This is a genomic window from Paraburkholderia sprentiae WSM5005 (genome assembly GCF_001865575.2).
In the GTDB taxonomy this organism is placed as follows: Bacteria; Pseudomonadota; Gammaproteobacteria; order Burkholderiales; family Burkholderiaceae; genus Paraburkholderia; species Paraburkholderia sprentiae.
In genome coordinates this window covers 59518-81027 of sequence record NZ_CP017561.2, presented here as the reverse complement: position 1 = coordinate 81027, position 21510 = coordinate 59518, and the positions used below count along the sequence as shown (strand labels likewise).

The following is a 21510-nucleotide window of genomic DNA, read 5'->3' as shown; positions in this document are numbered from 1 at the left end:
TTTGTGCGCGTTATATTTTCAGGATATCGCAGCGCCGCACGTAGACTTTCAGCAGTTGCGGTACCCGATTGTGATTCAGTTACAATACGTGCCCACTGGAGAATGACAACGAATTGCCCGGTCGCGCGTATCCCGCGACGGGCCTGAAACGGCGCCGGAAAATCTTGTCCGGAGACACGCCGACAACGCCGGCGGGCACGGCCTGAAAGGGCACGCGCTCGTTGGCGAGCCATGCCTCAGGAGCATTTGAGAATCGGTTTCCAGAGGAGTTCGGCCCCGCAGCGGCGTAGCTAGCAACGCCCGGCGTGTGGGCGCCAGGCGCTTCGGCGTCACGACAGCCCAACGTTCGTGGCCACCCTGCGCTGCGCGTCCGCGCGACGCGTTTGCGGGCAATACGAAAGTGCGGGCACTATGAGTTTTGCCTTACATTGAAGAAGTAAGCCAGATGACGACGAAACGACTCTTGACCGAAGCCGAAATCCTGAAGATGAGCGACAAGGATTACATGAATGAGGATCAGCTCGCCTTCTTCAAGAACAGGCTTGAACAGTTGCAGGCGGACATTCTCCGCAATGCCGGCCAAACGACCGAGAATTTGCGCGAAACGGTCATCGTGCCGGACCCGGCCGATCGCGCCACGATCGAGGAAGAGCATGCGCTGGAGCTGCGCACGCGCGACCGCGAGCGCAAGCTGCTGAAGAAGGTTCAGCAATCGATCGCGCGAATCGAGGCGGGCGACTACGGCTGGTGCGAGGAAACTGGCGAGCCGATCGGCATTCCGCGTCTGCTCGCGCGGCCCACGGCCACGCTGTCGCTCGAAGCCCAGGAGCGCCGCGAACTGCGCCAGAAGCTGTTCGGCGACTGATTAGCTGCGGCGCGGCTTCGGCTTGGCGCCCTGAAAACGCTGCTTCGTCGAGAGGCGCACGGTGAACCGTGCGCCTTTTCTTTTTGCGCGACCTCCGCGCAAGCTCTGCCATCCCTCCCGTCCCGCCCTCCCTTTCGCCTCTTGTCTCAGGCTCCCTGAGCGGATTTTCAGTTTTTCGTCCTATGCCTTGCGGCGGATCTTGATATGACCGCGCACGCCCTAAAATAGATCGGACATGCGCTCACGAGCGCGCCAGCGTGCGCGCCGTCCGCTGACTGGATTCATGCGGTAGCGCCAGCGCTGCCGCGTCCTACCCGTTTTGCAAAAAGGAACGCATATGGAGCAATTTCACGGCACGACGATCGTTTCCGTGCGCCGCGGCAACAAGGTGGCGCTCGGGGGCGACGGCCAGGTGACGCTCGGCAACATCGTCATGAAAGGCGGCGCGAAGAAGGTCCGGCGCATCTATAACGGCAAGGTGCTGGTCGGCTTCGCAGGCGGCACGGCCGATGCATTCTCGCTGCTCGACCGCTTCGAGGCGAAGCTCGAGAAACATCAAGGCAATCTGACGCGCGCGGCCGTGGAGCTCGCGAAAGACTGGCGCACCGACCGCATGCTGCGCCGTCTCGAAGCGATGCTGATCGCCGCGGACGCGAGCACCACGCTCGTCATTACCGGCAACGGCGACGTGCTCGATCCCGAAGGCGGAATCTGCGCGATCGGCTCGGGCGGTGCGTACGCGCAGGCGGCCGCGAAGGCGCTCGCCGACAACACCGAGCTGTCCCCGCGCGACATCGTGGAGAAGTCGCTGGAAATCGCCGGCGACATGTGCATCTACACGAACCATAACCGCGTCATTGAGACGATCGAGTAAGGACCCTTCGATGAGCACCATGACCCCCGCCGAGATCGTCTCCGAACTCGACAAACACATCATCGGCCAAGGCCGCGCGAAGAAAGCCGTGGCCGTCGCGCTGCGCAACCGCTGGCGCCGTCAGCAGGTCGAGGACCCGCTGCGCCAGGAAATTACGCCGAAGAACATCCTGATGATCGGACCGACCGGCGTCGGCAAGACCGAAATCGCGCGGCGTCTCGCGAAGCTCGCGGACGCGCCGTTCATCAAGATCGAAGCGACCAAGTTCACCGAAGTCGGCTACGTGGGCCGCGACGTCGACAGCATCGTGCGCGACCTGATCGAGATTTCGGTCAAGCAGACCCGTGAAACCGAAATGCGCAAAGTGCGGACCAAGGCGGGCGATCTGGCCGAAGACCGCATTCTGGACATCCTGCTGCCCACGGCACGGCCGGTCGGCTTCGGATCGAGCTCGAGCTCGATCGACACCGCCGATGAAGGCAGCACGACTCGTCAGACGTTCCGCAAGCGCCTGCGCGAAGGGCAGCTCGACGACAAGGAAATCGAGCTCGACGTCGAGCAGCCGCAGGTCGGCATGGACATCATGGGGCCGCCGGGCATGGAAGACATGACCGAGCAGATCCGCTCGATGTTCGCCAACATCGGCGGCGGCAAGAAGACACGTCGCAAGATGAAGGTCAAGGAAGCACTGAAGGTGCTCACCGACGAAGAAGCCGGCAAGATGCTGAACGACGAGGAGGTGAAGGCCAAGGCGGTGCAGAACGTCGAGCAGAACGGCATCGTGTTCCTCGACGAGATCGACAAGATCGCGTCGCGCAACGAAGCGGGCGGCGGCGAAGTATCCCGTCAGGGCGTGCAGCGCGACCTGCTGCCGCTCGTCGAAGGCACGACGATCAACACCAAGTACGGCATGGTGAAGACCGATCACATTCTGTTCATCGCGAGCGGCGCGTTCCATCTCGCGAAGCCGAGCGATCTGATTCCGGAACTGCAGGGGCGATTCCCGATTCGCGTCGAACTCGATTCGCTGTCGGTCAACGACTTCGAATCGATCCTGGTGTCGACGGATGCGAGTCTCGTCAAGCAATACCAGGCACTGCTCGCGACGGAAGACGTGCACCTGGAATTCGCCGACGATGGCATCCGCCGTCTCGCCGAGATCGCCTACTCGGTCAACGAGAAGACCGAGAACATCGGCGCGCGGCGTCTTTATACGGTCATCGAAAAGCTGCTCGAGGAAGTGTCGTTCTCGGCCGGCAATCATTCGGGCCGTGCTGTGCAAATCGACGCGGCGTATGTCGATCGCGCGTTGAACGAAGTCGCGCAAGACGAAGACCTGTCGCGCTACGTGCTGTGATATCGGCGGTGACATCGCCAGGCACTGATGCCTGAAAAACAACGGGCTGCCTATGCATAGGCAGCCCGTTTTGTTTCGTGCCACTGAGACCGCGGCGACGGTGCCTCGAACAGCCCACGCCGCGCTGGACGATCCGCCTACTGCTTCACCGGCCGCTTCGCCAACTTACGCTGCAACGTGCGCCGATGCATGTTCAATGCGCGCGCGGTCGCCGAGATATTGCCGCCGTGTTCGGCGAGCACACGCTGAATGTGCTCCCACTCGAGCCGCGCCACCGACAGCGGCTGCGGATGCTCGATCGCCTCCTCCGCCTGCAACGCACTCGCCTCGCTTTGCAGCGCCGACAGGATCGTCTCGACGTTGGCCGGCTTCGCGAGATAGTTGTCGGCGCCGTCCTTCACCGCCTGCACCGCGGTGGCGATGCTCGCGTAGCCGGTCAGCACGAGCATGCGCGCGTCGGGCTGCAAATCGCGCAACGGCGCGACGAGCGTCAGACCGGAGTCATTCCCCAGATGCAGGTCCACCGTGATCTCGCTGAACTTGTGCTGATTCGCGAGCCGGATCGCCTCGTCTGCAGTGTGCGCTTCGCTCACCGTGTAGCCGCGCCGCGTCAAGCCGCGCGCGAGGATGCCGGAAAACACTTCGTCATCGTCGATCACCAGGAAATTCTTTTCGCTCATGCCTGTTTCTCCGTGTTGGATGGCGCGGCGCCCCGCGGGCTCGCTCCGGAAACCTTGCGCGCGGCGAGCGGCAGTCGGAGCACCGCACGCGTGCCGCGCGGCTTCCCGCCGTTGGCGTCGGTCAGCTCGATGGATCCCTTCAGACGCGCCGCCGCCGAAAACGCCAGATACAGACCGACGCCGTGGCCGCCCTGCGTGCTGTCCACCGGCATCGCGCCGAGCGAGCCGCGCAGCGCGGCCGGTATGCCCGGACCGTGGTCACACACTTCGAACACGATCTGGCCACCGCGAGGCGCGAGCGCGCACGACAGCGTCACGTGATCGCGGCTCGCGCGCGCGGCGTTGTCGAGCAGAATCGTGAGTATCTGGCTGACAGCCACCGTGTCGTTGAGACTGACATCGGCGGGCGGCGTGCCGATTCGCTCGAACGTCACGTGCGGATGGCGCAGGCGCCATTGCTCGGCGAACGACTCGAGCCATTCGTCGACCGGCTGGCTGTTCGTCGTGGTGGTTGCGCGGCTGCGCAACCGCGCGAGCGCCGACGTGCACAACGTCATCTGCTGCTCGAGCAACTCGAGATCGGCGCGGTAAGGCGCGAGTCCCGTGTCGGTGCGCGCCGCGTCGCGCAATTCTTCGGACAACATTGCGATTGTAGACAGAGGGGTGCCGATTTCGTGGGCCACAGTAGCCGCCTGCACGCCGAGCGCGACAGCCCGTTCGTCGTGAAGCAAGCGCTGCTGCGCTTCTCCGAGCGCTGCGTCACGTAGCCGCAGCGCCCGCGACATGCGCGCGACGAACCACGCGATCAGCCCCACGCTGACCATGAAGTTGACCCACATGCCCGAGCGGTAGTAGTCGAACAGGTTCGCGGGATTCTCGAGATTGAGCGGGACGGAATCGAAACTGAGCATCGCATAGCACGCGACCGCGAACGCCGCCAGCCACGCCATCAGGTACCACGGCAGCACGGCCGCCGCGATCGCGAGCGACGGCAGGTACAGCGACACGAACGGATTGGTGGTGCCCCCAGACAGGAACAGCAGCGCCGACAACGCGCCGAGATCGACCCAGATCTGCCCGAACAGCTCGACGTTGGACTCGGGACGCTGCCGCGACACCCGCCACCACGTGAGCGCGTTGAACAGCACTTCGAGCCCGATCACGAGCAGCATCGCGGGCAACGGCAAATTCGCGCCGAGGAAGATCTGCACGAACGCGATCGTCAGCAGCTGACCGATGATCGCGAGGCTGCGCAGCCAGAACAGATGACCGAGATTGACGCGGCCGGTGTTGGTTATACGGTGCATGACCCTAGTCTACCGGTTCGGACACGTCGCTCATCGCCGCATTGGTCGCGCAGCAGCGCCGCGCGGAGGAAAATCACGCCCGCTCATCCCCACTCGCCTCGCGTGTGGCCTGTGCGATTTCCGCGGCCAGACACTCCGGGCACAGACACCGGCCGGCCGGCTTCAACCGCTCGGCCGGTAGCGGCGGCAGCGCGCGGCACCAGCAGCTGGACGGCTCGGTCTGCATGCCGCAGTCGAAGGCATTGCCGCAACGCGGACAGCGCGCGCTGCGTTCGGAGCGGACGGAGGACGATTTCATCGCAAGTGGCGGCAGAGGGCAGGCGATAGCGGTCAGGCCATGATGCCATGACTGATTGGCTTAGTGCAGTCGTCCGTTCGGCCGATGCACAGCCGTCACGCAACTGCGTTACGCTTGCCGTTCGCCCCGCTCCGTGGCCCATCGCGGTGGTGCGCAAGCTGGCACCGCCCGTCGCTCGCGCCGCTGCCGAAAACCCTGTTGCAGCGCGCCAGTCCTGTACAATTCGCGCTGTTTTAAACTGTTCCGTGCCCGAGCCTGCCGCCATGTCCGAGCTTCCCGACCTCTCGCAGATTGCGCCCACCCTGAAAGCCGAAATTCTGGCCGAGGCGCTGCCTTATATTCGCCAGTATCACGGCAAGACCGTGGTCATCAAATACGGCGGCAACGCCATGACCGAAGAGCGTCTGAAGCAGGGCTTCGCGCGCGACGTGATTCTGCTGAAACTGGTCGGCATCAATCCGGTCATCGTGCACGGCGGCGGTCCGCAAATCGATCAGGCACTTAAGAAAATCGGCAAACAGGGCACCTTCATCCAGGGCATGCGTGTTACCGACGAAGAGACGATGGAAGTCGTCGAATGGGTGCTCGGCGGAGAGGTGCAGCAGGACATCGTGATGCTGATCAATCACTTCGGCGGCCAGGCGGTTGGCCTGACCGGCAAGGACGGCGGCCTGATCCACGCGCGCAAGATGCTGATGCCGGATCGCGACAACCCGGGCCAGTACGTCGACATCGGCCAGGTCGGTGAAGTCGAGTCGATCAACCCGGCGGTCGTGAAGGCACTGCAGGACGACGCGTTCATTCCGGTGATCTCACCGATCGGCACTGGCGAAGACGGCCTGTCGTACAACATCAACGCGGATCTCGTCGCAGGCAAGCTGGCGGTCGTGCTGAACGCCGAAAAGCTCGTGATGATGACCAACATCCCCGGCGTGATGGACAAGGAAGGCAATCTGCTGACCGACCTGTCCGCGCGCGAAATCGACGGCCTGTTCGAAGACGGCACGATCTCCGGCGGCATGCTGCCGAAAATCTCGTCCGCGCTCGATGCCGCGAAGAGCGGCGTGCGCTCGGTGCATATCATCGACGGCCGCATCGAACACTCGGTGCTACTCGAAATCCTGACCGAGCAGCCGTTCGGCACGATGATCCGCTCGCATTGATCGTTGCCGCATCCCCCGGCACGGGCGTCGCGTCTCAGCGGCGCGACGCCTGCGCCGCACCTCGCGGCTGGCAGGCGGTGCACAGCCCCGAGCGTTGATGCGGCAAACTCTCCGCATCCGCACCTTGAAGCGACCGTCAGCGGCTGAAGATCTCCACCATGCGCACCCCTCCTTCGCGGCGCCGCCGTCCTGACATCGCAGGCGGCAAGCCAGTCTGGCTGTTCGATCTCGACAACACGCTGCACCGCGCGTCGCATGCCATTTTCCCCGCGATCAATCGCGGGATGACCCAGTACATCGTCGACGCGCTGCACGTCGACATCGACGAGGCCAACCGTCTGCGCACCGGCTATACGCTGCGGTACGGCGCAGCACTGCTCGGCCTCACGCGCCACCATCCGCTCGACCCGCACGACTTCCTGAAGGTCGTGCACACGTTCCCCGACCTCGGCTCGATGATCCGTCACGAGCGCGGTATCGCGCGTCTGATCGCGGCGCTGCCAGGCCGCAAGATCGTGCTCACCAACGCGCCCGAAACCTACGCGCGCGCGGTGCTCGCCGAGCTGCGCATCGAGCGGCTGTTCGAGCGAGTGATCGCGATCGAGCACATGCGCGATCGCCGGCAATGGCGTGCGAAGCCCGATCACGCGATGCTGCGCCGCGCGATGCGCGACGCGCACGTGTCGCTCAAAGAAGCGATCCTCGTCGAGGACACGCGTTCGCACCTGAAAAACTATCGGCGGCTCGGCATCCGCACCGTATGGATTACCGGGCACCTCGCGCGCAAGCCCCATGTGAACGGCGTACCGACACGCCTGCCGGGCACCGGCCGGCCGCATTATGTCGACCGGAGCATTCGTTCGCTAAAATCGCTACGACTGGGCACGCGCTCGGTTCGATGGAAGGGACGCAAGCCGGGACAGTAGGGACGAAAACCGCCAACGACATCAGCCGGGGGGCGACAGCCATGCAGCCGATCGACAAGCCTGACGAAGCCTTAGCCGCAGCCTCCCCCGCGGCGCCCGCCGCTACGCGCCCACCGCGTCCGAAGCCGGGCGAGCGTCGCGTGCACATCCTGCAAACGCTCGCCAGCATGCTCGAGACGCCGAAGAGCGAAAAGGTCACCACGGCCGCACTCGCCGCCCGGCTCGATGTGTCCGAAGCCGCGCTGTATCGCCATTTCGCTAGCAAGGCGCAGATGTTCGAAGGGCTGATCGAGTTCATCGAGCAGACGCTGTTCGGGCTCATCAACCAGATCACCGGTCAGCAAGGCAACGGCGTGCTGCAGGCGCGCGCGATCGCGCTGATGCTGCTCAACTTCGCTGCGAAAAATCCCGGCATGACCCGCGTGCTGACCTGCGAAGCGCTGGTGGGCGAGCACGAGCGGCTGACCGAGCGCGTGAACCAGATGCTCGAGCGCGTCGAGGCATCGCTCAGGCAGTGCTTGCGGCTCGCGCAGACCGAAGCGCTTACACATGTGGATAACGACACCACCGACAACGCCGCGCCGCAGACCCCGCCGCACGCCACCGCGCCGCCCGCCGATTACGATCCCGCGATTCGCGCGAGCCTGCTGGTGAGCTACGTGATCGGCCGCTGGCATCGCTATGCGCGCAGTGGTTTCGCGCGGCCGCCCGCCGAACACGCAGAGGAGCAACTGCTGCTGATTCTTCAGTAGTCCGCGAGGACTCGAGCCCCTCGCGCTGCACCGCCCGCACCGCTGCCGCGCGGAGTTTTCCGCTATACTTTGCGCCTGACGCCGTCGCGGTCTTCGATGCACACTGAACCGCGCCGAGGCATCCCGAACACGTTGCACCCGGTTTCACACCCTTTCACGCGCCGATTTGCTGACTCGATTGCGGGCGCGCGAACCCTTGGCCCCAGGCCCGCGGTTCACTATAAATGCGGCTAAAGAGGTCGTCAGCTGCGCACACAGTCCTTCTCTTCGTGCTTCGCCGACGCCGTTTAGCCGCCCTGTTGACTCAATGGCGGAATGAATGGAATCCATCGGCATCGTCGCTCCCCAGAAAATGCATTTCACCGAGCCGCTGCCATTGCGCAACGGTAGCTCGCTGGCAGCCTACGACCTGATGGTCGAGACCTACGGCACGCTCAATGCCGCGCGCAGCAATGCGGTGCTCGTTTGCCATGCGCTGAACGCATCGCATCACGTGGCGGGCGTGTACGCCGACGATCCGAAGGACATCGGTTGGTGGGACAACATGGTCGGCCCGGGCAAGCCACTCGATACCGACAAGTTTTTCGTGATCGGCGTGAATAACCTCGGCTCGTGCTTCGGCTCGACCGGGCCGATGAGCATCGACCCCGCGACCGGTAAGCCGTATGGCGCGACCTTTCCGGTCGTCACCGTCGAAGACTGGGTCAACGCCCAGGCGCGCGTCGCCGACGCGTTCGGCATCACGCGCTTCGCTGCCGTGATGGGCGGCAGTCTCGGCGGCATGCAGGCGCTTGCGTGGAGCATGATGTATCCGGAGCGGGTCGCGCATTGCATCGTCGTCGCGTCGACGCCGAAACTGTCCGCTCAAAACATCGCGTTCAACGAGGTCGCACGCTCGGCGATTCTGTCGGACCCTGACTTCCACGGCGGCAACTACTATGCGCACGGCGTGAAGCCGAAGCGCGGCCTGCGCGTCGCGCGAATGATCGGCCATATCACCTATCTGTCGGACGACGACATGGCCGAGAAATTCGGCCGCTCGCTGCGTCGCGCGGAAGGCGCGCTCGATGACTACAACTTCAGCTTCGACGTCGAGTTCGAAGTGGAATCGTATCTGCGTTATCAGGGCGACAAGTTCGCCGACTACTTCGACGCGAACACTTACCTGCTGATCACGCGCGCGCTCGACTACTTCGATCCCGCCAAGGCCTTTGACGGCGATCTGACCGCCGCGCTCGCGCACACCACCGCGAAGTATCTGATCGCGAGCTTCTCGACCGACTGGCGCTTCGCGCCGGCACGCTCACGCGAACTGGTGAAGGCGCTGCTCGACCACAAGCGCACGGTCACCTACGCGGAGATCGACGCGCCGCACGGCCACGACGCCTTCCTGCTCGACGACGCGCGCTATCACAACCTGCTGCGCGCCTACTACGAACGCATTGCCAACGAGGTCAACGCATGAACCAGCGAGCACTTGATTACCTCGCATTGCGCCCGGACTTCCGCGCGATCGCCCGCTGGGTGGAACCGCGCGCGACCGTGCTCGATCTCGGCTGCGGCGACGGCTCGCTGCTGTCGCTGCTGAACGAGGAACTGGACGTGCAGGGCTACGGCATCGAGATCAACGACGCGGGCGTGCTCGCCGCGACGCAGAACGGCGTCAACGTGATCCAGCAGAATCTCGAAGATGGGCTGCGCCTGTTCGAAGACGGCAGCTTCGATTTCGCGGTGCTGTCGCAGACGCTGCAGACCATTCATCAGACCGCGGCGATCCTGCGCGAGACGGTGCGCGTCGGCAAGCAATGCATCGTGTCGTTTCCGAATTTCGGCTACTGGGCGCATCGGCTGTCGGTGCTGCAGGGGCGCATGCCGGTGTCGAAGTCGCTGCCTTATCAATGGCACAACACGCCGAACGTGCGTGTGCTGACGATCAAGGACTTCGAAGCGCTCGCGCCCGAAGTCGGCATCGAGATTGTCGATCGCGTCGTGCTGCACGACGGACAGGTGGTGCGTTGGGGCGTGAACTGGCGTGGTAGTCTTGCGGTCTATCGCGTCAAGAAAAGCTAACCTCACTTATCCACATGTCGAACCCGCCGCACGAGGCGCCCGCACTTACCGCTCACGAAGAACATCCTGGCTGGCGCGCGTTTTTGAATACGCGCATGCTGATTTGCGTCTTTCTCGGCTTCACGTCGGGATTGCCGCTGTTTACGCTCGTCTACCTGGTGCAGGCGTGGCTGCGATCGGAAGGCGTCAATCTGAAGGAAATCGGCCTGTTCGCGCTGATCCAGTTTCCGTACACCTGGAAATTCGTCTGGGCACCGCTGATGGACCGCTACGTGCCGCGTCTGCCGGGCTGGCGGCCCGGCAGACGGCGCGGCTGGATGCTCGTCACGCAATTGCTCGTGGCCGGCGCGATGGCGACACTTGGGGTCGTGTCGCCGCGCGAATCGATCTGGACCGTCGCCGCGCTGACCGCTCTGGTCGCGTTTTTCGGCGCGAGTTCCGACATCGTGATCGACGCTTACCGGCGTGAATTGCTCAGCGATACCCAGCAAGGCCTCGGCAACGCGGTGCACGTGAACGCGTACAAGATCGCGGCGCTCGTGCCCGGTTCGCTCGCGCTGATTTTGTCCGACCATCTGCCGTGGAGCACCGTGTTCATCGTGACGGCCGCGTTCATGCTGCCGGGCGTTCTGATGACGCTGGTCGTGCGCGAGCCCGAGGTGCACGGCGAGCCGCCGAAGAATCTGCGCGAGGCGATCGTCGAGCCGTTCAGAGAATTCATTCAGCGCGACGGCTGGCGCGCTGCCCTTTTCGTGCTCGGCTTCATCTTCCTGTACAAGCTCGGCGATACGATGGCGACCACGCTGTCCACGTCGTTCTTCCTCGACATCGGCTTTTCGCGCACGCAGATCGGCGTGATCGCGAAGACCACGGCGTTTGGTGCGAGTCTCGCGGGCGGCATCGTCGGCGGCATCTGGCTGATGAAGATCGGCATCGGCCGTGGCTTGTGGATATTCGGTTTGCTGCAGATGGTGTCAACGCTCGGCTTCGCGTGGCTCGCGCATCTGGGCCCGGATTCGCCCGGACTTGCCGCGATTTACAACATCGCGGTCGCACTCAGCCAGGGGACGACGAAGCTGCTGTCGTTCGTCGGCATCGACTGGAGCGTACAGCTCGATCCGCGCTCGGTCGCGCTCGCGCTCGTGTACGGCTTCGAGACCTTCGCCACCGGGCTGACGATGGCCGCGTTCACCGCGTACATTGCGAGCACCACCGATCCGCGCTACACCGCGACGCAGTTTGCGCTGTTCACGAGTCTCGCGTCGGTGCCGCGCACGCTCGCGTCGGCGGCGAGCGGCTTTGTGGTCGCGCGGATGGGCTGGTTCGATTACTTCGTCCTCTGTACCGCGCTCGCGGTGCCCGGCATGCTGCTGCTGTTGCGTATCGCGCCGTGGAGGGATCGGTCGTGAAGGTACCGTTTCCGAGTGGCCCGCGCCGCGCCGCAATGAGCGCCGTCTGCATGCTGGGCTGCGCGAGCCTCGCGCTGGCGATGCCAGCGAGCGCCCATGCGGCCGGCGCGGCGACGACTGGCGCCAGTCCGGTGAGCGGCGCGCAAGCTCCTGCGCCGGCTGCTGCGGCCGCGACCACGAACGGTTCGACCCCCAGTCCCGCTCCGACGCCTGCGGCCAAATCCGCGACAAGCGGCGCCAGCGCCGAAAACGCGACGCCGGCTGCGCCTGGCAACAGCGGCGCCGGCGGCGCCAATGCTGGCACGAATAACAACGCTAACGCCGGTGCCCCAAGCACGCCCAGCACTAGCGGTAGCGCCCCGCCCGCCGCCACTTCCACGCAACCGCCCGTCACCGCCAAGCCGCCCGCCGCGGCATCGGCCCCCGCGGCCGTACCGCCGCCGTATTACGTAAGCCCGCAACTGCGCTACGGCGGCTACATGGTCTTCCGCAACCTGATCCCGTCGTCGATGCTGGAGGTGCAGGCTGCCGAGGAATTCAACCAGATCGTCTACGGCGCCAGCCACGCGAGACGCCTGTACGGCGACACCGACGCACGCGTGATGCGCGTGCGCTCAATCATCGACCGGATGATTCCGTACTCGCTGAAATGGAACGAGCGAGCCAAGGGCTGGAAGTGGGAAGTCGCGGTGGTGCGCTCGAACGACATCCGCATGTATTGCCTGCCGGGCGGCAAGATTGTCGTCTATAGCGGGCTACTCGATCGCTTGCGCCTGAACGACCACGAGGTCGGCATGCTGATCGGTCACGAGATCGCGCACGCGTTGCGCGAGCACGCGCGCATGCGGCTCGGCCAGTTGCAGGCGAGCCAGCTCGATTCGTCCGGAACGATCCCGCAACTGTTCGGCCTCGCCGATCTCGGCATGGCGCCGCTCGGCATCGGTTCGCGTCTGCTGGAAATGAAGTACGAGAGCACCGACGAAACCGAAGCCGACGTGATCGGTAGCGATATCGCGTCGCGCGCGGGCTTCGATCCGCGCGCGGCGGTCACGCTGTGGGACAAGCTCGCGCTGGCGACGCGCGGCAATCGCGAGCAGGGCTTCATCTACGTGCACCCGTACACGCCGGAGCGCCGCGCAGACATCATCAAGCGGCTACCGGACATGCTGCTGCTCTACGCGAAGGCAATCGGCAAAAGCGTCGACGAGTTGCCCGATTACGCGGGCATCGGCCGGCCGACGCGCAAGCCGACGCGAGACTGATACCCGCTTCTACACCCGCTTCGACCGACTGCTAACGGGCCGCGGCGCTCCACCCGGCGCGGTCGGTAGGCTCACTTTTCGACCTTGTGGTCGTAGTCGACGGTCAGCGGCGCATGGTCGCTGAACTTGATGTCGCGGAACACATCGGTGCGCTTCGCTTTGCTCGCAATACCTGGCGTCGCGATCTGGTAATCGATCCGCCACCCGACGTTCTTCGCATACGCCTGGCCGCGATTGCTCCACCACGTGTACTGCTCGGGGCGCTGATCGAGCGTGCGGAACACGTCGACGTAACCGACTTCGTCGAACAGTTTGTCGAGCCACGCGCGCTCTTCGGGCAGGCAACCCGAATTCTTCTGGTTGCTCTTCCAGTTCTTGATGTCGATTTCCTTGTGCACGATGTTCACGTCGCCGCACACGATCACCTCGCGCTCCTTCGCCAGCTCGGCGAGATGTGGCATGAACTCGTCCATGAAACGGAATTTGGCTTGCTGGCGCTCGTCGCCGCTCGATCCCGACGGCACGTACACCGAGATCACCGACAGCTTGCCGAAACGCAGCTCGACATAGCGCCCTTCCGGGTCGAACTCCTCGCTGCCGAAGCCGATCACTACCTGGTCCGGCTCGTGCCGCGTATAGACGCCCGCGCCGCTATAACCCTTTTTCACCGCATGCTGGAAATAGCCGGTGAAATCGTGCGGCGCCATGAACTCCGGTGTCATGTCGTCCTGCGAGCATTTGATTTCCTGCACGCACAGCACGTCGGCGCCTTGTTCGCCGAACCAGTCGAAAAAGCCTTTCTTCGCCGCCGAGCGGATGCCGTTTAGGTTGGCGGTAATCACACGCAACATGTCGTTCCTCTTTTGTTCGATTCGTTTCTGAAGCTAAGGGGCGAGGCCGCGTTCACTCGACCTTGACGCCCTTCAGCGATTCCTTGGCCGGCGGATATTCGAGCTTCAACGCGTCGAGCGTGCGCAGCAGGAGTTCGCCGACCATCACGTTGCGATGCGTCTTCGAGTCGGCCGGAATCACGTACCACGGCGCGTAGTCGGTCGACGTCGCGGCCAGCGCGTCGCGATAGGCGGACTGATACACGTTCCACTGCTTGCGCGCGTCGAGATCCGACACGTCGAACTTCCAGTGCTTCACCGGATCGTCGATGCGCGCCTGCAAACGCGTGCGCTGCTCGTCCTTCGAAATGTGCAGCATGCACTTGAGGATCGTCGTGCCGCTGCACGCAAGCATCTCCTCGAACTGGCGGATGTGGCGGCAACGCTGCTGGAACGCGTCGGCGTCGAGCTCGCCCTGCACCGTCGGCACGAGCAGGTCTTCGTAGTGACTGCGGTTGAAGATCGTCAGCTCGCCGGCCGCGGGTGTCTGCGAATGCACGCGCCACAGGAAGTCGTGCGCGAGCTCGACTGGCGTCGGCGCCTTGAACGGCACGATGCGCAAGCCAAGCGGATCGACTTCGTGAAACACCGCGCGGATCGTGCCGTCCTTGCCGCTCGTGTCCATGCCTTGCAGCACCAGCAGCATGCGGCGCTTGCGCTGCGCGTGCAGCCGTTCCTGCAAATTGTCCAGCAGCAGGCCGATCTCCGACAGACGCGCGCGGTCCGCATCTTTCGCGCCGCTCGAAAACGGCTTCGCCTTGGGATCGAAATCGTCGAGCGAGAAGTGGTCTTTTTTCTTGCCGTCTTCGAAATACGGCACGAGGAAATCGTCGAGGTCGGGTTGCTTTGCCATGCCACACTCCGTGGTCTGCGCTTACGTACGATCCGCCGGTTGAAGCGGTTCCCAAAATAAAACGGGCCGTTGCCCTGCTTCGATCCGGCAACAGCCCGTGATGGCGCAGGCGTGGTCACGCCCGCCCGCGGCACTTCAACTCAGGACAACTTCTTCTTGAGCAATTCGTTGACCTGAGCAGGGTTGGCCTTGCCCTTGGTCGCTTTCATCGCCTGGCCGATCAGCGCGTTGAACGCCTTTTCCTTGCCGGCGCGATATTCGTCGACCGACTTCTGGTTCGCGGCGAGCACTTCGTCGATGATTGCTTCGAGCGCGCCGGTGTCCGAAATCTGCTTCAACCCCTTCGCCTCGATGATGCGATCGGCGGCGGCTTCGTCGATGGCTTTCTCTTCCCAGATGGCGAGGAAAATTTCCTTCGCGATCTTGTTCGAAATCGTGCCGTCGGCAATGCGTTGCAGCAGCAGCGCGAGCTGCGCGGCCGAGACCGGGCACGCGGCAATGTCGAGGCCTTCGCGATTGAGCTGCGACGACACTTCACCCATCACCCAGTTCGCCGCGACCTTCACGTTGGCTGGGCCGACGTTGGCGACCACCGCCTCGAAGTAAGCGGCCGTCGCCTTGCTCGAGGTCAGCGCGTTCGCGTCGTACGGCGTGAGGCCGTACTGGGACACGAAGCGCTGCTGGATCGCTTCCGGCAGCTCGGGCATCTCGCTCTTCACGCGCTCGACCCACGCGGCGTCGATCACGAGCGGCATCAGGTCGGGGTCGGGGAAATAGCGGTAGTCGTGCGCGTCTTCCTTGCTGCGCATCGAACGCGTTTCGCGCTTGTCCGGATCGTACAGACGCGTCTCCTGCACCACAGTGCCGCCGTCTTCGATCAGCTCGATCTGGCGACGCACTTCGTACTGGATCGCTTCTTCGAGGAAGCGGAACGAGTTCAGATTCTTGGTCTCGGTGCGCGTGCCGAATTCCTTCTGGCCGACCGGACGAACCGACACGTTAGCGTCGCAGCGAAACGAGCCTTCCTGCATGTTGCCGTCGCAGATGCCGAGCCACACGACGAGCGTGTGCAGCGACTTCGCGTAGGCAACGGCCTCGGCCGCGCTGCGCATTTCCGGCTCGGTGACGATTTCGAGCAGCGGCGTGCCGGCGCGATTCAGGTCGATGCCGGTCATGCCCGCGAAGTCTTCGTGCAGCGACTTGCCCGCGTCTTCCTCGAGGTGGGCGCGCGTCAGGTTGATGGTTTTCTCGTACGCTTCTTTGCCCGCCTTTTCATTGGCCGGCACCTGGATCGTCACCTGACCGCCCTGCACGACGGGAATTTCGTACTGGCTGATCTGGTAGCCCTTCGGCAGATCGGGGTAGAAATAATTCTTGCGCGCGAAGATGCTGCGCGGCGCGACCGTTGCGCCGATCGCGAGGCCGAACTGAATGGCACGCTCGACCGCGCCGCGGTTCATCACCGGCAACGTGCCCGGCAAGGCCAGATCGACGGGGCTGGCCTGCGTGTTCGGCGCGGCGCCGAATTGCGTCGCGGTGCCCGAGAAGATTTTCGAATGCGTCGACAACTGCGTGTGGGTCTCCAGACCGATCACGACTTCCCATTCTTTGGTCATGGTGCTCACGCTCCTGCCGGTGCCTGACGGTGCCAGTCGGTCGCGCGCTGGAACGCGTCGGCCACCTGCAACATGCGGGCTTCATTGAAATAGTTGCCGATGATCTGCAGACCGACCGGACGCTGCGCATTCGCACCCGCGCCGAAGCCGCACGGCACGCTCATGCCCGGCAGGCCGGCGAGGCTCACCGACAGCGTGTAGATGTCGGCCAGGTACATCTGCACCGGATCGTCGCCCTTCGCGCCGATGTCCCACGCCACCGACGGTGCGACCGGTCCCATGATCACGTCGCACTGCTTGAACGCTTCCTGGAAGTCCTGCGCGATGATGCGGCGGATCTTCTGCGCCTGCAGGTAGTACGCGTCGTAGTAGCCGTGCGACAGCACGTAGGTGCCGACCAGAATGCGGCGCTTCACTTCCGGACCGAAGCCTTCGGCGCGCGACTTTTTGTACATGTCGAGCAGATCGCGGTACTCGGCCGCGCGATGGCCAAAGCGCACGCCGTCGAAGCGCGACAGGTTCGACGACGCTTCCGCCGGCGCGATCACGTAGTAGACCGGGATCGACAGTTCGGTTTTCGGCAGCGTCACGTCGACGAGCGTCGCGCCGAGCGCTTCGTATTGCTTCAATGCGGCATCGATCGACGCGCGCACGTCGTCGGCGAGACCGGCGCCGAAATACTCTTTCGGCAGGCCGATGCGCAGACCGGCGAGCGGCTGGTCCGCGCCGCCGTCTCGCCATGACTTGCCGAGGTAGCGCGTGTAGTCCTCATGCTCGTGCGAGAGGCTCGTCGAGTCACGCTCATCGAAGCCGGCCATCGCGTTGAGCAGCGTCGCGCAGTCCGCCGCGCTTTGCGCCATCGGGCCGCCCTGGTCGAGCGACGACGCGAACGCGATCATGCCGTAGCGCGACACGCGGCCGTACGTCGGCTTGATGCCGGTGATGCCCGAGAACGACGCCGGCTGGCGGATCGAACCGCCGGTGTCGGTGCCGGTCGCGGCGGGCGCGAGACGCGCGGCCACGGCCGCAGCCGAGCCGCCCGACGAACCGCCCGGCACAGCCTTGCGGTCCCATGGATTCTGCACGGCGCCGAAGTAGGAATTCTCGTTGGACGAGCCCATCGCGAACTCGTCCATGTTGGTCTTGCCCACGCACACCATGCCTGCGTTCTGCAGACGCGCGACCACGGTCGCGTCGAACGGACTTTGGTAGTTCGCGAGCATCTTCGAGCCGGCCGTGGAGCGCCAGCCCTTCGTGACGAACACGTCCTTGTGAGCGATCGGCAGGCCGACGAGCGGGCCGGCGTGGCCGGTGTGCAACAGCGCGTCGGCGGCTTTCGCCTGCGCGAGCGTCAGTTCGGGATCGACCTGGATGAACGCATTCAGGCTATTGGCCGCGTCGATCCGCTTCAGGTACAGCTGCGCCAATTCGACTGCGGAACATTCCTTGGCCGCTAGCGCGGCGCGCAGTTCGGTCAAACTTTTTTCATGCATTGCGTTTTATCCTGGAAAGCGCGGCAGCAAGGTCACGCTGCCGTAGAGGCGTTCGGTTGCCCGTCGGCAGGCCGGCCCGGCAAGGTTCGCGGCGAGGACGCGCGTCCGGATCACGAAGGCTCGCGCCGACGCCAGACCCCGGGGTCGGCCCGGCGGGTCTTATTCGATCACCTTCGGCACGAGGTACAGGCCGTCCTGAACGGCCGGCGCGGGGCGCTGGAAAGCCTCGCGCTCGACCGTCTCGGTGACGGCGTCGTCACGCAGACGCAGCGCGACGTCTTCGATCTGCTCGATCGGATGGGCAAGCGGCGCGATGCCGGCGGTATCGACCGCCTGCATCTGCTCGACCAGGCCGAAAAAATCATTCAGCTGGGCACGCGTGTGCTCGGCGTCGGCATCGGCCAGTTCGAGCCGCGCGAGATGCGCGATGCGTTTTACATCGGTCAGGGTCAGAGCCATGCATTCACCGGAATGGGTGGGACGTCACAACACGCAAAAAAGTCGCATTGCAACAGCGGGTTACGACAAGATAGGACAATCCACAAAAAGGCGCGGCAACGCCAAAATGTGCGCTCGGTTTCCTTCAAAACATCCAAAATTATAAGGTATCATTACGCGTTCGACCCAAACCCGGACCGACTTACCAAGGCCTTACGGACAATGCTCAGCAACGTCCGGCGCTGTCAGCCCTCGGTTTGCAACGGCCTCCGGTAGACTCCCCCGCAGCTTCAAGTTCATGTGGCGACGCTACCGCCCGGTTGAAGCTGTTATTTTTCCGCTGCCGCCCTACGCATACGGTGCGAGGCCCGGCCCCCAGCGAGACAGGATTTTGAATGTTCGGCTTTTTGCGCAGCTACTTCTCCAACGATCTGGCGATTGACCTCGGCACCGCCAACACCCTTATTTACATGCGCGGCAAGGGTATCGTTCTCGACGAACCGTCGGTCGTGTCGATCCGCCAGGAAGGCGGCCCCAACGGCAAGAAGACCATTCAGGCAGTCGGCAAGGAAGCCAAGCAAATGCTCGGCAAGGTGCCGGGCAACATCGAGGCGATCCGCCCGATGAAAGACGGCGTGATCGCCGACTTCACCGTCACCGAGCAGATGATCAAGCAGTTCATCAAGACTGCTCACGAATCGCGCATGTTCTCGCCGTCGCCGCGCATCATCATCTGTGTGCCGTGCGGCTCGACCCAGGTGGAGCGCCGCGCAATCAAGGAAGCGGCACACGGCGCGGGCGCCTCGCAGGTGTATCTGATCGAAGAGCCGATGGCCGCCGCGATCGGCGCGGGCCTGCCGGTGTCGGAAGCAACGGGTTCGATGGTCGTCGATATCGGCGGCGGTACGACCGAAGTCGGCGTGATCTCGCTCGGCGGCATCGTGTACAAGGGCTCGGTGCGCGTCGGCGGCGACAAGTTCGACGAAGCGATCGTCAACTACATTCGCCGCAACTACGGCATGCTGATCGGCGAACAGACCGCCGAAGCCATCAAGAAAGAAATCGGCTCCGCGTTCCCGGGTTCCGAAGTCAAGGAAATGGAAGTGAAGGGCCGCAATCTGTCGGAAGGCATTCCGCGCAGCTTCACGATCTCCAGCAATGAAATCCTCGAAGCGCTGACCGACCCGCTGAACCAGATCGTGTCGTCGGTGAAGATCGCACTGGAACAGACGCCGCCGGAACTCGGCGCGGACATCGCCGAGCGCGGCATGATGCTCACAGGCGGTGGCGCGCTTCTGCGCGATCTCGACCGTCTGCTCGCCGAAGAAACCGGCCTGCCGGTGCTTGTCGCAGAAGACCCGCTGACCTGCGTCGTGCGCGGCTCGGGCATGGCGCTCGAGCGCATGGACAAGCTCGGCAGCATCTTCTCGTACGAGTAAGCGAGCCTTTCTCCCATGTCAGTAACGCGGATCTGGCACACGGCCCCTTGCGGGCCGCTTTGTCGTTGGCTGGGCCGACCAGCCTCCGCGCGCTGACCGCGCCTTGCGCGTCGCCGTCTCACCCAACCGCTCACGCCCCCGGCGCCGACCATGGAATACAGTCCGCCGCCCCTGTTCAAGCAAGGCCCCTCCGCTCTCGCCCGGCTGGTGTTCTTCGTCGTGCTGGCGCTGGTCCTGCTGATCTCCGATGCCCGCTTCAAGACGCTCGAAATCGTCCGCGGCGTGCTCGGCGCGGGTCTTTATCCGTTGCAGCGCGCAGCGCTCGTGCCGCGCGACATCTTCATGGGCGCCGCCGACCTCGCCGTAACGAGCGCCACCCTGCGCAACGAGAACGCGAAGCTGCGCGCGAAGGATCTGCAGTTGTCGCAGCAGGCCAACACGGCGGCGTCGCTCAACGCCGAAAACGCCCATCTGCGTGCGCTACTGCAACTGTCGCAGCGCCTCACCACCCAATCGTTGCCCGCCGAAATCCAGTACGACACGCGCGATCCGTTCACGCAGAAGGTCGTGATCGGACGCGGCGCGCAGCAAGGCATCCAGAACGGTTCGCCGGTCGTCGACGAAGACGGCGTGATCGGCCAGGTCACACGGGTGTTCCCGCTGCAGGCCGAGGTCACGCTGCTGACGGACAAGGACCAGGCCGTGCCGGTCGAAATCCTGCGCACCGGCTTGCGCAGCGTGATCTACGGTACGCCGAAGGGCGACACGCTCGATCTGCGCTTCGTCCCGATCAGCGCCGACGTGCAGAGCGGCGACGAACTCGTCACCAGCGGCCTCGACGGTGTATATCCGCCGGGACTGCCGGTCGCGAAGGTCGTGCGCGTCGATAAGCAGGCCGACACCGCGTTTGCGCATGTGGTCAGTCTGCCCGTCGCGGCGGTACGCGGGGCGCGTCAAGTGCTCGTGCTACACGTCCAGAACGACGCGCCGCCGCGCCCGGCCGACGCACCCGACGCGGCGACCGTCGCGAAGGAGGCAAAAGCGAAGAAGGGCGCCAAAGCTGCGGACGGCAAGGGGGCGGCGGAAAAATCCGCCACCAAGCCAGGCGACAGGAGCGCCGCCGACAAAGCTACGGCAGAAAAGCCCGCCGCCAAAGCCACGGAAAAGGCGCCGGCCAAAGCCGCGGCCGACAAAAAGTCCGAGAAGCCAGCAGCCGACAGGAAAGCCGAAAAGCCGGCCGCCGCGAAGAGCGCGAAGCCGCAAGCCGAGCCGGGGGCTCAGCCATGAATCGCCCGCAATATATCCTGCAGCCGGTCAATCCGTACTTCATCGCGTTCAGCCTCGCAGCAGCGTTCCTGCTGAACCTGATGCCGTGGGGGCGTCTCGCCGGCGTGCCCGATTTCGTCGCACTCGTGCTGCTGTTCTGGAATGTGCATCAGCCGCGCAAGGTGGGCATGGGCATCGCGTTTCTGCTCGGCCTGCTGATGGACGTGCACAACGCGAGCCTGCTCGGCGAGCACGCGCTCGCCTACACGCTGCTGTCGTACGGCGCGATCACGATTCACCGCCGCGTGCTGTGGATGTCGCTCGGCGTGCAAACGTTCGCGGTGATGCCGCTGCTCGTCGTCGCGCAACTGGTGCCGTTCGTGATCCGGTTGTTGACCGGCGCGGCGTTTCCGGGCTGGAGTTATCTGATCGACGGTTTCGTCGAAGCCGCGTTGTGGCCGGTTGCGAGCATGCTGCTGCTGATGCCGCAGCGCCGCCCAGCCGACCCGGACGATACGCGCCCCATTTGATCGCGCAGCGGGCCCACCGGCC

Annotated in this window: 21 protein-coding genes; 13 read left to right on the top strand and 8 right to left on the bottom strand. The window is 64.3% G+C overall.

All coding sequences use genetic code 11. From position 1 onward, the window contains the following. Positions 1-445: 445 nt before the first annotated feature. The 3 genes from dksA (at position 446) to hslU (ending at position 3096) form a co-directional block, all read left to right on the top strand. Positions 446-865 (top strand): RNA polymerase-binding protein DksA, encoded by a 420-nt coding sequence (gene dksA, locus BJG93_RS00395; RefSeq protein WP_008923580.1) that lies wholly within the window; start codon positions 446-448, stop codon positions 863-865. 337 nt (positions 866-1202) lie between these two features. Continuing rightward, a complete protein-coding gene (gene hslV, locus BJG93_RS00390; protein WP_027199403.1) occupies positions 1203-1739 on the top strand; it encodes an ATP-dependent protease subunit HslV in 537 nt (178 codons plus the stop codon). A 10-nt stretch (positions 1740-1749) separates the two neighbouring features. Next, entirely contained in the window at positions 1750-3096 is a 1347-nt protein-coding gene (gene hslU, locus BJG93_RS00385) for an ATP-dependent protease ATPase subunit HslU (RefSeq protein WP_027199402.1), read from the top strand. 137 nt (positions 3097-3233) lie between these two features. Here the strand turns inward: hslU and BJG93_RS00380 are convergent, their stop codons facing one another. From BJG93_RS00380 to BJG93_RS00370, 3 genes are all read right to left on the bottom strand, one after another. After that, on the bottom strand, positions 3234-3776 hold the full coding sequence (locus BJG93_RS00380; protein ID WP_027199401.1) for a response regulator transcription factor: 543 nt from the start codon (positions 3774-3776) through the stop codon (positions 3234-3236). Continuing rightward, positions 3773-5083 carry an ATP-binding protein gene (locus BJG93_RS00375; protein ID WP_027199400.1) on the bottom strand — a complete coding sequence of 437 codons (1311 nt, stop codon included), beginning with the start codon at positions 5081-5083 and terminating at the stop codon, positions 3773-3775. Before BJG93_RS00375 ends, BJG93_RS00380 begins: the two co-directional genes overlap by 4 nt. Before the next feature lie 73 nt (positions 5084-5156). Beyond that, positions 5157-5381, bottom strand: a complete 225-nt coding sequence (locus BJG93_RS00370) for a cysteine-rich CWC family protein (RefSeq protein ID WP_082194676.1) — start codon at positions 5379-5381, stop codon at positions 5157-5159. A 263-nt stretch (positions 5382-5644) separates the two neighbouring features. Between BJG93_RS00370 and argB the strand changes: the two genes are divergently transcribed. The 7 genes from argB (at position 5645) to BJG93_RS00335 (ending at position 12963) form a co-directional block, all read left to right on the top strand. Next, on the top strand, positions 5645-6544 hold the full coding sequence (argB, locus tag BJG93_RS00365) for an acetylglutamate kinase (RefSeq protein WP_027199399.1): 900 nt from the start codon (positions 5645-5647) through the stop codon (positions 6542-6544). A 158-nt stretch (positions 6545-6702) separates the two neighbouring features. After that, the gene (locus BJG93_RS00360; RefSeq protein ID WP_027199398.1) at positions 6703-7470 is read left to right on the top strand and encodes a pyrimidine 5'-nucleotidase; all 768 of its coding nucleotides are present in this window, start codon (positions 6703-6705) and stop codon (positions 7468-7470) included. A 41-nt stretch (positions 7471-7511) separates the two neighbouring features. Next, on the top strand, positions 7512-8222 hold the full coding sequence (slmA, locus tag BJG93_RS00355) for a nucleoid occlusion factor SlmA (protein WP_027199397.1): 711 nt from the start codon (positions 7512-7514) through the stop codon (positions 8220-8222). 319 nt (positions 8223-8541) lie between these two features. Beyond that, entirely contained in the window at positions 8542-9687 is a 1146-nt protein-coding gene (gene metX, locus BJG93_RS00350) for a homoserine O-succinyltransferase MetX (protein ID WP_027199396.1), read from the top strand. Beyond that, on the top strand, positions 9684-10292 hold the full coding sequence (metW, locus tag BJG93_RS00345; protein WP_027199395.1) for a methionine biosynthesis protein MetW: 609 nt from the start codon (positions 9684-9686) through the stop codon (positions 10290-10292). The genes metX and metW overlap by 4 nt, the downstream gene beginning before the upstream one ends. 14 nt (positions 10293-10306) lie before the next feature. After that, complete coding sequence (locus BJG93_RS00340) at positions 10307-11701, top strand: AmpG family muropeptide MFS transporter (protein WP_027199394.1); 1395 nt, start codon at positions 10307-10309, stop codon at positions 11699-11701. Between the two features lie 35 nt (positions 11702-11736). After that, positions 11737-12963: a M48 family metallopeptidase gene (locus BJG93_RS00335; protein WP_082194703.1), complete on the top strand. Its 1227-nt coding sequence runs from the start codon at positions 11737-11739 to the stop codon at positions 12961-12963. Positions 12964-13034: 71 nt separating this feature from the next. Here BJG93_RS00335 and BJG93_RS00330 read toward each other — a convergent pair whose 3' ends face one another. From BJG93_RS00330 to gatC, 5 genes are all read right to left on the bottom strand, one after another. Further along, positions 13035-13814 carry an exodeoxyribonuclease III gene (locus BJG93_RS00330; protein ID WP_027199392.1) on the bottom strand — a complete coding sequence of 260 codons (780 nt, stop codon included), beginning with the start codon at positions 13812-13814 and terminating at the stop codon, positions 13035-13037. Between the two features lie 52 nt (positions 13815-13866). Continuing rightward, complete coding sequence (locus BJG93_RS00325) at positions 13867-14706, bottom strand: PPK2 family polyphosphate kinase (RefSeq protein ID WP_027199391.1); 840 nt, start codon at positions 14704-14706, stop codon at positions 13867-13869. Positions 14707-14846: 140 nt separating this feature from the next. Continuing rightward, on the bottom strand, positions 14847-16322 hold the full coding sequence (gene gatB, locus BJG93_RS00320) for an Asp-tRNA(Asn)/Glu-tRNA(Gln) amidotransferase subunit GatB (RefSeq protein ID WP_027199390.1): 1476 nt from the start codon (positions 16320-16322) through the stop codon (positions 14847-14849). Positions 16323-16327: 5 nt separating this feature from the next. Next, the gene (gene gatA / locus BJG93_RS00315; RefSeq protein ID WP_027199389.1) at positions 16328-17815 is read right to left on the bottom strand and encodes an Asp-tRNA(Asn)/Glu-tRNA(Gln) amidotransferase subunit GatA; all 1488 of its coding nucleotides are present in this window, start codon (positions 17813-17815) and stop codon (positions 16328-16330) included. Positions 17816-17974: 159 nt separating this feature from the next. Further along, entirely contained in the window at positions 17975-18274 is a 300-nt protein-coding gene (gene gatC / locus BJG93_RS00310) for an Asp-tRNA(Asn)/Glu-tRNA(Gln) amidotransferase subunit GatC (RefSeq protein WP_027199388.1), read from the bottom strand. Positions 18275-18648: 374 nt separating this feature from the next. On the opposite strand from gatC, the gene BJG93_RS00305 reads away from it, so the two are divergent. From BJG93_RS00305 to mreD, 3 genes are all read left to right on the top strand, one after another. Beyond that, positions 18649-19692 carry a rod shape-determining protein gene (locus BJG93_RS00305; protein WP_004189550.1) on the top strand — a complete coding sequence of 348 codons (1044 nt, stop codon included), beginning with the start codon at positions 18649-18651 and terminating at the stop codon, positions 19690-19692. A 150-nt stretch (positions 19693-19842) separates the two neighbouring features. After that, the gene (mreC, locus tag BJG93_RS00300) at positions 19843-20979 is read left to right on the top strand and encodes a rod shape-determining protein MreC (RefSeq protein ID WP_027199387.1); all 1137 of its coding nucleotides are present in this window, start codon (positions 19843-19845) and stop codon (positions 20977-20979) included. Beyond that, positions 20976-21488 carry a rod shape-determining protein MreD gene (gene mreD, locus BJG93_RS00295; protein ID WP_027199386.1) on the top strand — a complete coding sequence of 171 codons (513 nt, stop codon included), beginning with the start codon at positions 20976-20978 and terminating at the stop codon, positions 21486-21488. The genes mreC and mreD overlap by 4 nt, the downstream gene beginning before the upstream one ends. Positions 21489-21510 lie beyond the last annotated feature (22 nt).

Coding starts and splice junctions, on each gene's coding strand:
- BJG93_RS00380 (WP_027199401.1), bottom strand. CDS start 3,776: ATGAGCGAAAAGAATTTCCTGGTGATCGACGATGACGAAGTGTTTTCC.
- metX (WP_027199396.1), top strand. CDS start 8,542: ATGGAATCCATCGGCATCGTCGCTCCCCAGAAAATGCATTTCACCGAG.
- BJG93_RS00335 (WP_082194703.1), top strand. CDS start 11,737: ATGAGCGCCGTCTGCATGCTGGGCTGCGCGAGCCTCGCGCTGGCGATG.
- mreD (WP_027199386.1), top strand. CDS start 20,976: ATGAATCGCCCGCAATATATCCTGCAGCCGGTCAATCCGTACTTCATC.
- BJG93_RS00370 (WP_082194676.1), bottom strand. CDS start 5,381: ATGAAATCGTCCTCCGTCCGCTCCGAACGCAGCGCGCGCTGTCCGCGT.
- metW (WP_027199395.1), top strand. CDS start 9,684: ATGAACCAGCGAGCACTTGATTACCTCGCATTGCGCCCGGACTTCCGC.
- mreC (WP_027199387.1), top strand. CDS start 19,843: ATGGAATACAGTCCGCCGCCCCTGTTCAAGCAAGGCCCCTCCGCTCTC.
- BJG93_RS00340 (WP_027199394.1), top strand. CDS start 10,307: ATGTCGAACCCGCCGCACGAGGCGCCCGCACTTACCGCTCACGAAGAA.
- hslU (WP_027199402.1), top strand. CDS start 1,750: ATGAGCACCATGACCCCCGCCGAGATCGTCTCCGAACTCGACAAACAC.
- gatB (WP_027199390.1), bottom strand. CDS start 16,322: ATGACCAAAGAATGGGAAGTCGTGATCGGTCTGGAGACCCACACGCAG.
- dksA (WP_008923580.1), top strand. CDS start 446: ATGACGACGAAACGACTCTTGACCGAAGCCGAAATCCTGAAGATGAGC.
- BJG93_RS00305 (WP_004189550.1), top strand. CDS start 18,649: ATGTTCGGCTTTTTGCGCAGCTACTTCTCCAACGATCTGGCGATTGAC.
- hslV (WP_027199403.1), top strand. CDS start 1,203: ATGGAGCAATTTCACGGCACGACGATCGTTTCCGTGCGCCGCGGCAAC.
- slmA (WP_027199397.1), top strand. CDS start 7,512: ATGCAGCCGATCGACAAGCCTGACGAAGCCTTAGCCGCAGCCTCCCCC.
- gatC (WP_027199388.1), bottom strand. CDS start 18,274: ATGGCTCTGACCCTGACCGATGTAAAACGCATCGCGCATCTCGCGCGG.
- BJG93_RS00325 (WP_027199391.1), bottom strand. CDS start 14,706: ATGGCAAAGCAACCCGACCTCGACGATTTCCTCGTGCCGTATTTCGAA.
- BJG93_RS00360 (WP_027199398.1), top strand. CDS start 6,703: ATGCGCACCCCTCCTTCGCGGCGCCGCCGTCCTGACATCGCAGGCGGC.
- BJG93_RS00330 (WP_027199392.1), bottom strand. CDS start 13,814: ATGTTGCGTGTGATTACCGCCAACCTAAACGGCATCCGCTCGGCGGCG.
- argB (WP_027199399.1), top strand. CDS start 5,645: ATGTCCGAGCTTCCCGACCTCTCGCAGATTGCGCCCACCCTGAAAGCC.
- gatA (WP_027199389.1), bottom strand. CDS start 17,815: ATGCATGAAAAAAGTTTGACCGAACTGCGCGCCGCGCTAGCGGCCAAG.
- BJG93_RS00375 (WP_027199400.1), bottom strand. CDS start 5,083: ATGCACCGTATAACCAACACCGGCCGCGTCAATCTCGGTCATCTGTTC.